The sequence below is a fragment of the Sebaldella sp. S0638 genome, from assembly GCF_024158605.1.
GTDB lineage: Bacteria > Fusobacteriota > Fusobacteriia > Fusobacteriales > Leptotrichiaceae > Sebaldella.
In genome coordinates this window covers 1-11,708 of record NZ_JAMZGM010000095.1, presented here as the reverse complement: position 1 = coordinate 11,708, position 11,708 = coordinate 1, and the positions used below count along the sequence as shown (strand labels likewise).

The 11,708-nt window shown below is 33.2% G+C and carries 13 protein-coding genes; 6 read left to right on the top strand and 7 right to left on the bottom strand.

What is annotated here, in order from left to right; genetic code table 11:
- The 6 genes from NK213_RS17375 to NK213_RS17350 form a co-directional block, all read left to right on the top strand.
- On the top strand, nt 1-552 hold a 552-nt coding region (locus NK213_RS17375), incomplete at its 5' end, for an autotransporter outer membrane beta-barrel domain-containing protein (protein WP_253351521.1).
- Between the two features lie 349 nt (nt 553-901).
- Nucleotides 902-1,039, top strand: a complete 138-nt coding sequence (locus NK213_RS17370) for a hypothetical protein (protein ID WP_253351519.1) — start codon at nt 902-904, stop codon at nt 1,037-1,039.
- Nucleotides 1,029-1,544, top strand: a complete 516-nt coding sequence (locus NK213_RS17365; protein WP_253351517.1) for a hypothetical protein — start codon at nt 1,029-1,031, stop codon at nt 1,542-1,544. Before NK213_RS17370 ends, NK213_RS17365 begins: the two co-directional genes overlap by 11 nt.
- Nucleotide 1,545: 1 nt before the next feature.
- Nucleotides 1,546-1,737 (top strand): hypothetical protein, encoded by a 192-nt coding sequence (locus NK213_RS17360; protein ID WP_253351512.1) that lies wholly within the window; start codon nt 1,546-1,548, stop codon nt 1,735-1,737.
- A gap of 176 nt (nt 1,738-1,913) precedes the next feature.
- Nucleotides 1,914-3,503 (top strand): hypothetical protein, encoded by a 1,590-nt coding sequence (locus tag NK213_RS17355; RefSeq protein ID WP_253351510.1) that lies wholly within the window; start codon nt 1,914-1,916, stop codon nt 3,501-3,503.
- Nucleotides 3,504-3,598: 95 nt separating this feature from the next.
- Nucleotides 3,599-4,597, top strand: a complete 999-nt coding sequence (locus NK213_RS17350) for a hypothetical protein (protein WP_253351508.1) — start codon at nt 3,599-3,601, stop codon at nt 4,595-4,597.
- 144 nt (nt 4,598-4,741) lie between these two features.
- Here the strand turns inward: NK213_RS17350 and NK213_RS17345 are convergent, their stop codons facing one another.
- From NK213_RS17345 to NK213_RS17315, 7 genes are read right to left on the bottom strand one after another with little or no spacing between them, the layout of a single operon-like run.
- A complete protein-coding gene (locus tag NK213_RS17345) occupies nt 4,742-5,353 on the bottom strand; it encodes a bifunctional 4-hydroxy-2-oxoglutarate aldolase/2-dehydro-3-deoxy-phosphogluconate aldolase (RefSeq protein WP_253351506.1) in 612 nt (203 codons plus the stop codon).
- A 10-nt stretch (nt 5,354-5,363) separates the two neighbouring features.
- Nucleotides 5,364-6,098, bottom strand: coding sequence for a creatininase family protein (locus NK213_RS17340; RefSeq protein WP_253351504.1), 735 nt, complete (start codon nt 6,096-6,098; stop codon nt 5,364-5,366).
- A 14-nt stretch (nt 6,099-6,112) separates the two neighbouring features.
- Complete coding sequence (locus NK213_RS17335; protein ID WP_253351502.1) at nt 6,113-7,027, bottom strand: phosphotriesterase; 915 nt, start codon at nt 7,025-7,027, stop codon at nt 6,113-6,115.
- An 18-nt stretch (nt 7,028-7,045) separates the two neighbouring features.
- Nucleotides 7,046-8,320, bottom strand: coding sequence for a PTS ascorbate transporter subunit IIC (locus tag NK213_RS17330; protein ID WP_253351500.1), 1,275 nt, complete (start codon nt 8,318-8,320; stop codon nt 7,046-7,048).
- 35 nt (nt 8,321-8,355) lie between these two features.
- Nucleotides 8,356-8,628, bottom strand: a complete 273-nt coding sequence (locus NK213_RS17325) for a PTS sugar transporter subunit IIB (RefSeq protein ID WP_253351498.1) — start codon at nt 8,626-8,628, stop codon at nt 8,356-8,358.
- The gene (locus tag NK213_RS17320; RefSeq protein WP_253351496.1) at nt 8,628-9,083 is read right to left on the bottom strand and encodes a PTS sugar transporter subunit IIA; all 456 of its coding nucleotides are present in this window, start codon (nt 9,081-9,083) and stop codon (nt 8,628-8,630) included. Before NK213_RS17320 ends, NK213_RS17325 begins: the two co-directional genes overlap by 1 nt.
- Nucleotides 9,084-9,088: 5 nt before the next feature.
- Complete coding sequence (locus NK213_RS17315) at nt 9,089-11,146, bottom strand: transcription antiterminator (protein ID WP_253351494.1); 2,058 nt, start codon at nt 11,144-11,146, stop codon at nt 9,089-9,091.
- Between the last annotated feature and the right edge of the window lie 562 nt (nt 11,147-11,708).

Here is an 11,708-nt window from a genome sequence, read left to right as displayed (position 1 = left end):
ACAGACAGAAATATAGACTGGACAAATGCAGGAAGATCAGAGCTGAACGGGACATATGAAACATACAGCATATCAAGTAACAATAAACTTGGTAAAGAATTATCATTAGGAAAGAATGCAAGTATCACACCATACGGCGGTCTTGATGTAACATATATGACAAGACCGACATTCAGCGAAGACGGGTTAGAAGCTTTGGAAGTACAGGGAAATGATGCGTGGAGCGCAAAACCAAAAGCAGGAGTGGAACTAAAAGGAGAAATGGCGCTGGGAGAAAAGAACCAGTGGAAACTGAAAGGTGCTTTGGATGTAGCGTATGGTTATGAACTGGGAGATTTGAACGAAAGAGAGCATGCAAAACTGGTAAATGTGGAAACAGATTATCATAAATTATCAAAGCCGGAGGAAGAAAAAGGAGTATTAAGCACAAAGGCAATAATAGGAGCAGAAATAGAGGACAGATACGGAATATTTCTGACAGGGGAATATAAAACAGGTAACAGCAACGAGAATGAGTATAGAGCAGGAGTAACATTAAAAGCTGTGTTTTAGTAAAAAAGTAAAAAAAAAGAGTGTTTCTGAAAAAAAATTGGTGTGTTTGTATCAGGAACACTCTTTTCTTACACCTGAAAAAATAAGAATAGATATATAAAGGTCATGAAATATGAAAGTAATGACAGAAAAGGTGCAATTAAATGAGGCAGTAAAAAAATTAAATATAGATTTTGAAACTGAATATTGTCATTTAAAAAATAAAAATAGATTGAAATCAGACAGCAGGGAGGTGGAATATTATATTTGGACAGATAAATGTAAAGATAGAATATTTGAAAGTAACATAATGAAATGTATTGTTTTATTTTTATTTTTGAAAATGAAAAAAATTAGGAGGGCAACAAAAATGGCAGGAAATATAATATTGGAAACATCAGGAAAAATAGCAGCCAAAAGCTTATTACCGCTGCTGATAACAGGAAGTTTATATACGGAAGGAAACCCTTGTTTTCACGGCACCGATATATACTATAATGCGTTTTGACTCAGGACAGTCTGATACGTTCTCTTATAAGGTAAAATACTCTGTTGATTTGAAAAACATGCAGTATGTGAGCGAAGGGCTGATAAATATAATGACTTTGGCAACGACTTCAACTGATTATATGTGGGGAGTTTCTACACAAGGAGTCGCTTATATTAATGTATCAGGTACTAATTTTAAGGAAACAACAAAGCTGGATGTTCCAGGCATAAAAGTTATTGCTGAAAAACAGCATGAAGAAGTATTGAGAAAAAAATATAAAAGTGCAGCTGAAGTGGATTCGGCAGTAAAAAATGTTTGTGGAATAGAAAATGGTTTGGAACGTATTATAAATGGTGTTTATAGTGTTGTAGATTCTGAAAATACATTATATGCAGATTTTAACGAAAGTAAAATATATGCTTTTGTCCTTGTGGATAAGAATAATCCTTCAAATGGTAGGAGGACATACAGGACTAAAAATACTGAAAAGAAATATCATACCATTTTACAAGGAATTAACTGAAATGTTATCAAAATCAGAAAAAATGCAGATAGATAATCGTATAAAGAGTAAAGTTAAGCAATCAGTTAAAACTAAAGCTTCAACAAAGAACACAAAAAGTTCATCCAAAGCCGAAATAAAAAAAGAACATCCCCAAAAAATAAAAGATAATTATAACAAAAAAATGAGTATCGTTTATCCATTTTTTGCATGAAACTAAAAATATTATAAGTGTATCTACAAAAAAACTGTTGACACGGTCAAGTTATTTTGTTATAACAATAATTGATGAAGTTGTACAGTAAAATGATTGAAAAAATTTTATAAAATATTTAGTTTCTTTTTGTCTTAGGTATTGTAAAAAATATATAACAATCGGGAGGAATAAGAATGATAGCTAATAAGATATTTAGAATATCGAAAAAAGCAATTGTAAAAGGTATAGTACCAATCATTTTAACAGGGAGTCTGTATGCAGAAAATACAGCGAAACCAAATCCGTATCTTTCAGCACCTTTATACGGAATAACACATTTTGATTCATCACAGTCTGATTCATTTCCTTATCAAGTGAATAAAGGTGATTATTCAGTAAATTTACAAAATATGAAAAAAGTAACAGGGGGACCAATAAATATAATAACTCTTGCATCTACATCTCCGGATTATATGTGGGGAGTTTCTACACAGGGAGTTACTTATATTAATATAGCAAATGGTGAATTCAAAGAAGTAGCAAGACTTAATGTTCCGGGAATGGCAGTTATAACACCAGAGCAGCATAAAGAAGTGCTAAATAAAAAGTATAAAAGCGTAACAGAAGTTGAAGATGCTATAAAAAATATTTATAAAATAGACAATAGTCTTGCACGTATAGCAAACGGGACATACAATGTAGCAGATTCTAATAATACGGTATATGCGAATTTTCTTGGAAGCAGCATATACGCTTTTAGCCTTATAGATAAAAACAATCCTTCGAAAGGAATAAAAATAGACAAAATACTTGATGCCAAAGGTTTTTTACAAAGTAACGAACATATAGAAGGTATAAGTATGACATATGACGGGAAAATAATAGTAGTTGGTACTCATTCAGTTACTGTGGTAGGAAGAGATTTTAAAAATCCTGTAACAGCTCAGTTTGAAAGTGACGAAGCTATATCGAATTCAATAGCAGTTGATGAAAAAAATGCAATTTATGTAGCTTCTGATAAATATATGAGAAAGGTAGTTTGGACAGGAACAAAATTATCACAGGATGAGAAAGACGGAGCATGGAAAACAGCATATGATACAGGACAGCAGCCACCTTCAGTAAAATTTGGAAAAGGTACAGGGTCTACACCTACTTTAATGGGATTTGGTTCTGATGAGGATAAACTTGTGGTAATTACTGACGGAGCAAACCGAATGAATATAGTAGCATTTTGGAGAGATGAAATACCAGCAGGATTCAAACAAAAACCAGGAACAAAATCAAACCGTATAGCGGATCAGATGCCTATAACAGCGGGTCAGCCAAAAACTGCAAAATGGATACAGTCTGAACAATCAGTGGTGGTAAAAGGCTACGGAGCATTTGTTGTGAATAATATAGTGGATAAAGCACCAGATGATAGATTAGTCGGAGTAATAGCACTTGGTCCGGTAATTAAACCGCCTGTGGGAGTAGAAAGAGTACAATGGGATCCAAAAACAGATTCATGGAAATCTGTATGGGCAAGAGGAGATGTATCTTCGATTAGTATGGTTCCTTCAGTAAGTGCAGGGTCAAATATAGTATTCGTAAACGGATATGTGGAAAAAACAGGATGGGAAGTAACAGGACTAGACTGGGATAATGGTAAAACAGTATACAGAGCAAAATTCGGATTTGATAACTATGGAAACGGAGCTTATGCAATAGTACAATTTTTACCTAACGGAGATCTTTTGTTTAACAGTATAGCAGGTCCTGTAAGAGTAACGACTAAATAAAACAAATAATATTAATATTTATCAGGTCAGGAGCTTTAGGCTCCTGATTTGTAACTTTATATTCATACAATCAAAATTACAGTTAGGAGAAAATTATGAAAAGAATAGGATATATATTTATTTTGGCTGTACTTTCATCGTTTGTATACGCAGATGATTTGAAAGAGTTAAAATTTAATACCGGATATGGAGCTGGGAATATGGATAGTTCAAAATTCCAGTACGGGCAGTTTTTTAATGAATTATCCGGTAAAATATTACTTGATGATGAGTGGGCAGGGCTTATGTTTAACTTTGACGCGACGAAACGTAATTTTTATAATACAGACGGAGACAGCGCCGGAGATGCCTGGGCTACGGATTTTTATCTGAGTAAAGGATATAAACTGGGCGGGAAAGAATCAGAACTGATGCTGGGATTTAAATATGGAAATTCAGATAATGTAAAAATCGGTTACTTTGACGGATTGATACCTTTGAAGCAGTTAAACGGGCATGGATATGAATTTTATCTGGGTTCTATGACAGGATTCACTTTCTGGGGGCAGCAGCAGTTTAGTATAACGCCGAGAGTAGTGTATTACAATGATCATGATAAATATACAATGGATTATAAAGATACAGGTACGGAAGGTATCGGCGGTGATCTTGATCTGGCTGTGGGCGGACCGATATTACTAAGCAAATACGGGAATATAATATACGGTGTTCAGCTGAATAATCATCTTAGAAAACCTACAAATGCCAAAAATACAGGGTCTGACAAAGACAGCTCGGTATATTTGAATTATATAGCATTATTAACATATTCTTCACCGAGATATTACGGATTTGGTCTTGATCTGAATGTAGTTAACCAATGGGAAAGACTAACAGGCGACCATCAGCAGAATAACGGGTTTTATGTATCGCCGAAACTGCTTTATTCACATACCTTTGATACAGGTATAGGGAAATTTACTGTAAATCCGTATGTAAGCTATAATGTGGTAGATGAGCAAAACAGAAAAATAAACTTTAAGGATAAATATCTTGATTACAGCGGAAACAACGAACTCACAGGCGGGATAGAATTCAGCCTTGCCAGAGAATAAAATATCAGAAATAAAATAAAATCCTTCAGAGGAAAAGTTACATCCTGAAGGATTTTTTATTTAAAAAGTAACAGCGGGTTTGTTTATGGTACAAAATATATTTCAAAAATTTACTAAAGCTTACATATTTTATATTTTTAAATTTTACAAAAAATCATTTATGAGATTCAGTATATCTTTAATATGCTTATCTAAAGCATTCCAGTCGTCATTTTTCAAAAATTCGTTTTTGATGAGACTTGACCCCATGCCGACTCCAATATAACCCATTTTGAAAAAATCTGTTATATTATCTTTGGTAACACCGCCCACAGCAAGAAAATCAGCGTTATTAAATGGACCTTTCAAATTTTTTACATATGTTTCCGAAAGGTTTTCAGCTGGAAATAACTTTTGAAGACTGAAACCATAATTTAGACATAAAGCCACTTCACTGGGAGAAAAGACTCCCGGAATAAGATTTATATTATTTTTTTTAGAATACTCAAGAACTTCTTTATTAACAGAAGGAGTAAAAACAAAATCCGGTTCTGCTTCTTCTGTTTTTTTCAGATCTTCTGTATTTAAGATAGTACCGACACCGATTTTAGCATCAGGATAATTTTTTTTCAAAAGTTTTATTTGTTTTACTGCATCCTGAGAATTATATGAGACCTCAAAAGTATCTATATTATTACTAATCAAAATTTCTGCCGCTTTGAGAATTTTGCTTTCATCCACGTTTCTGAATATTCCTGTTATTTTAGAATTTATCATATATTTCACCTTATAATTTATTAGTTTTTAAAAGAGCAACAGCTTTACAAATTTCATTGGAAAACTCCTCAAACATTTTTATTCCTTTTTCTTTATCCCCGGCAGTGGCATCTCCAAATACACCGCTTGCACTTATATCACCGAGAACTTCATTTGTATAAGAGTATAACGGGGTATATTCAGGATATTCCTTTACTGCTTTGGTCATATCCACAAGTTTGTCATTTTCTGCAAGCATAAGCGAAGTTTCAAATTCCTCGGCATGAAACAGATTATTTTTTATCTCTGATACACAATATTTTTTATATATTTCAGAAAACCTCGGATAGAAAAAATAAAGAATTTTCATATCAGTCTGGTACTTCATTTCTCTTACAGCATATTTTATAGACTGATTATTAGCATCATGTCCGTTTATTATAATCAAAAGTTTTGTCCCGTATTCATCTACACTTTTGATAATATCTTTCAAAACTGTTTTAAAATGTTCCTGTTCCAGAGTTATAGTACCGGGAATCTTATGCCAGACCCATGAATATCCGTAATAAAGCGCAGGGATTATAAGTGAGTCTGTTTTTGCAGCTACCATTCGTGCAAGTGCTTTCGCAAGAATAGTATCAGTCCCTAAAGGAAGATGAAAACCGTGCTGCTCGGTAGAACCTGTGGGAAGAATCATAACAGGATTTTTAGCAAGATGTTCCTTTACTTCTGTTCTTGTCATAAATTCAATTTCAAAATTTTCCATTTTAATCATACTCCTTAAAACTGAGCAAGCCAGTCAGCAGGATTTTTCAGGAAAATTTTTGCTATGAATTCATTGCTGATACCTTCGGCCTGCATTCTTGGAATGAATTTCTTTATAATAAACTCGAATCCCGGTCCGCCGCCATATGAGTGAAGATAAGACTGACGTCCCATATCACCTGAAATAAGCAGCTTGTCCTCGAATCCGGCATCGATAATTCCCTTAATAAGCTCTATTCTAGTGCTGTCAGGGTAGTATTTTACTTTGCCCACTCCGTCAAACTGAACATAAGCGCCTCTTTTCAAAAGTTCCAAATGATAAAATAAATCGGCATTTCTGTCAGAGTGCCCCACAGCTACTTTGGTAAGGTCAACGTTTTCCTCTTCAAGTATATCAAGCATTTCCATCCCCATAGTACCTGCTTCTGTATGAAGCCACACAGGTGCTCCTGTAAGAACAGCGGCCTTTCCTATAGCAATAGTCGTCTTTTCCTCAAGGGAATGGATAAGATTGTACCATGAGCCGCCTTTTAGAAATCCGGCTTTGGAATCAGTACCCTCTGCACCTTTTGTAACGTCATTTACAAGTATTTCAGTAATTTCTTCTATACTTTTTTCCGAAACCCATTCGGGATAATAGATGTGTTTATTAAATCCTGTGGTAAAAACTACATTTATATTAGAATCAACAGACATTTGCCGCATTTGTTTTACACTTCGGCCGTAGTCCAGAGTAGAAGCCTCTACAAGGGTTTGTCCGCCTGCATCTTTGAATTTCAAAAGTTCCGAGTAAGATTTATAATAATCATTTAATTCCAGATCTCTGTCTTTCTGATGAGCAGGAGGAACGGCGATTAAATGTTCATGCGTATATGTAAAGCCAAGTTTTTCCCTCTCAATATCCCCCAGAATTGTTCTTATTTTTTTCATTTGTTTTTCCTCCTAAAATTATTTGATACCAAATATAAATCCTATAACCCTTATAATGATGACTACGAAAATAGCATCAGTAGAAGCAAACCAAAGCCCCTGTATGTTATATGCACTTAGATCCAGCAAAGGGTAAGCAAGAGCTATAATAAGTGAAAACAGGAATCCTAAAACAAATCCTGATACTACAGCACCTCTTCTTCCGCCGGTGGTATTACCAAAAACACCTGCAGCGCCTCCCATAAAGAAAAGTCCTATAACACTCGGCAAAACAGTAACAGGCAGAAATTTTGATATAAATGTTACTACTATCCCGCCGGCCATAGCAGATAAGAAACCTATAGTAACTGCAATGGGAGCATAAGAATAAAAGATAGGAACATCAAGTGCCGGTTTTGCCCCGGGAACTATTTTATCAGAGAAACCTTTAAATGCAGGAACTATCTCTCCCAGAAACATTCTTACCCCTTGAAGAAGTACAAGAATTCCGGCCACAAAATTAAGTGCAGTCATAAGACTGAATGAAACAACAGAGCTGTCACCTGTAATTGCCACAAGGTTTTCTTTTCCGGCAAATATCGAGGTTACGAGATAAACACACACCATTACAATAGACATGAGAACCCCCATGTCTTTCAGGAAATCCAGTTTATTTGAAACCTTTACATCTTCTGAGGAATGCTCCTTATTTCCTACAAATCCTCCCAGATAACCGCAAAATGTAATAAGGGAACTTCCCCAGAAACCAAAGGCAACATTGTCATTTCCTGTTACTTTTCTAACCATAGGCTGAGATATAGCAGGGAAAAAAACCATAGATATTCCCTGTATTACTGAACCGAAAATTATGATCTGTATTCTTGAAAATCCCATCTGATCAAATAAAATCGCCATTGTTCCCGCAAAGGAAAACATCATGTGTCCAGTAAGGAATATATATTTCCACTTAGTAAATTTTGCCAGAAGGATATTTATTATAAAAGAGAAAAGCATAATCAACGCAGTTTCAATACCAAGAAACTGCTGAACTGCCGCTACTAAAGAGTTATCTTCGGCAACTATTCCTGTAAAACCAAAAGCTGCCGTAAAAAGTGTGCTAAAAGGTATAAGAGCGCCCACTATGGCACCTGCCCCTACCTGTAGGATAAGAAATCCGAGTATAGTTTTTACTGTTCCTTTTATACAGTCGGAAAAACTTCTTTTCAGTGATAATAATCCGATAAATGCTATAATTCCCAGAACAAAAGCCGGGTTTTTCAGGATGCTGATAACATGATATAATAAAAATTTCATAGTTCTAAAAACCTCCTTTTATAGTTTATAAAATATTATAAATTTTGCAGTGCAGGTATGACTTTGTTTTCTATTTCGTCTTCATCAAGCATATTTGTAATACCGATAACCGGAATGTCGGTATCTCTGATTTCTTTTGCTATCTCAGAAGAAGCTACAATCAGATCAGCTTTTAATCCGTGCATTGATGAGAGATCCACAGCTTCGCCGGTAATACTCATATTATATTTTGTTCCGATTTTCTGTATGCTCATAAGGAGCATAAGACTGGTACCAAATCCCATTCCGCAGACTGTTATTATTCTCATTATTTTCCCTCCTTCTCAGATAATAATTTTAAAAAGTCTTCTTTTGTTTTTACATTATAAAGACCATTCATAATATTTTTGTCAAATAAGATCTCGCTTAACATCTGAATAAGTTCTATATGATTATCACCGCTGGTACCGGCAATAGAGAATACAAGACTAACAGGGTCATTTTCAGGATGTCCGAAAAAGACCGGGTTTTTCAGCCGTATAAAAGAGATTCCTGATTTTATAACAGAAGAATCAGGTCTTGCATGTGGAATGGCTATTCCAGGGGAAATAACCATATATGCTTTGAGTTTTTTATAGCTGTTAAGCATTTCATCAATATAGCCTTCCAGAACAGAGCCGTTTTCCATCAAAAGATTTCCTCCTGCTCTGATAATTTCTTCTGGAGACTCTGATATCAGATCCAGCTCTATGTTTTTTTCATTAAAAAATTCAATTAAATTCATTTTTCTCACTCCGAATATTGTTCAATTAAATCGAAAAGTCCGATATTATTATTTATTTTTTCTATTTCTATTAAAAATTTCTTGTTTTTAGCCAGATCCAGAAGAGATGCAAGACTCTTTAGATGGGCATTTTTTTCCAGTGCAGCCATAAAAAATATCAGGGAAACACTTTTATTATTTGGGAAGATAACGGGATTTTTTACATAAAGTACACTGATTCCGTTTTTATAAACATTTTTAGCAAGCTGTCCATGAGGGATAGCTATTTTATTGCCTAAAACAAAGTATGCTCCAAAATTTTCGGTGATACTGATAATTTCTTCTATATATGCCTTGTTAATATGACCAGACTGCAAGAGTCTGCTGCCAGCCAGATGAATACTTTCTTTCCAGTCTTTTACACTTTCTGTGTATTGAATTTTATCGGGTGAGATAAAATCCATAAAATTATTTTCCTTAACCGGATAAAAAGTTTCTTTATCAAAAATCTTTACAAGTTCATGGTTTAAGCTTTCAGGGTTATGGATAGTTGCATATTTCTTTACAATTTTTACTATTTCGTTTACAGATACATTGATTTCATTGTTTTTTTTCTTAAAAATGCAGTTTTCTTCCAGTGTTTTTTGATCCTCTATGGAAAAAAACGGAGTTATTTCGATAATTTCAGGTTTTTCAGGGTATGCCAGCTTATTTTTCAGCTTAACTGTACTTATAATATAGTCTATATTTGAAAGATTATAATTTGAAAGCTGAAAATAAGATATTACACTTTCTATTTTTACATGATAGTTTTGTTCAAGAGTATTTTTTACAAGCATTGAAGTACCATAACCGCCGTAACAGACTAATAGAATATTCTTATTATAATTATCGTTTTTATCTTTATTTCTCTCAATAGAAGCCAGAAAATGCAATGTCAGCAGTGCTATCTCCGAATCGGAAATTTCCTCTCCTATTATGGAGTTAAATTTCCCCAGAGATTTTTTTATCAGATAAAAAATATTGAAATGTTCCTCAACAGCTTTTATATAAATATCACTATTTACTGAAAAATTATTTTTCAGTCTGTAAATAAGTGGTTTCATGTGGTTCAAAAGTCCTTCGGCGAGCTGTTCGTCACCAAGGATATCATGATCAAGACTTTCATTAACCAAAGCTATCAGATCCTTAACGAATATTTCAATTTCAATCCAGTTCTCCAAAACTGAAGTGTTGTATGAATAAGAAACAAAACCTAAAATATAATCTGTTAACTGCAGTTTTTCTACTTTAGTAAATTTTATATTCAGAGAATTTTCCAAAAACTCCGCCTGCTCAGAAATAATACGATATTCATCTATATTTTCGAGAAAATTTTCATTTTCGATATCATATAATCCTCTCTTCTCTCTTATTCTTAAAATAATTACTGCTATATAAGAGAATATAAATTCATAAAAAGTATTATCAGTATTTTTAAAAACACTGGTCATTTGCTGGATAAATTCTTTTATTGCATGAATATGAACTGGATTTATTCTTTCTGAAAGGTACATATGGATCAGTTCATTTTTGTTAGATATGGAGTAATTCAAAGAATTTATGTCTTTGGAAAAACATTTTAACAGATAATCTCTTGTATTTTTTTCAGAAGAAATAATAGTTTGACCTTCTGTTACTATATTATTCATTCTGAATTCTTCTTCTAATCCAAGTAAATCATTTTTTACAGTAGCTCTGCTGATTCCCAGCTTCTTGGCTGTTTGGGAAATGTTAATAGAGTTCTCGATAAGAAACAGAAATTTGATAAAATTACTTCTGTCCTGTTTACTTTCCTTTACTATATTATGCAATAAAGGAACATATTTTGTCTTAAAAAAACTCTTATCAATTTTCAAAGTACCCATAGGAAGTTTTTTTACTCCGGGGACACCATTCATTTCCAGTATAAAATTAAGATTATCAATTTCATACCTGACAGCACGTTCGCTTATATCCAGAGACTGTGCTATTTCTTTGATATTAGTTGAATTATTCTGATACAAAAAATTAACAATTTTCAACAACCGGCTATTAATTTTCATATTATCTCACCCACTATAATGATAACCCATAATTTAATAAAAACAATTCAGAGTTTTTGAAAAGCATAATTACAAAAATTTACACCTGTTAATAAAGAACTTTTAATATACTAAATTAACGTAGGTGCAGTGCCGTAAAAAAAATAAAACCATACTTATATATATGTAACAGAAAATGAAAATATCAAAGAATTCATTAAATCATAGAATATATATACTATATTAGATATGAAAAAGCCTGAATTATTGAAAAAAGATAAAAAAATATTTGAAATATAAAAAAGATTGATGAAAAAACATGAAAGAAAAATAAGGCTGCACAGCAGTCCGGAGAGAAAAAGCAATTTTTTTTCAAAAGTTAAAGTCAGTAAAATCAATGGTAAAATACCAATAGATAAAAAAAAACAAAAAAAATGAAAAAAAGTCGTTGACAAAACTTTTTATATTTGATAGTATATTCCTTGTCAACGGAAAATGGAGACGACAAAAGGACAATGAAAATAGAAGAAGAAGCAAACGCCAAGAAAAAGATAAAATTAAGGTAGTGAAATAGATAAACAAA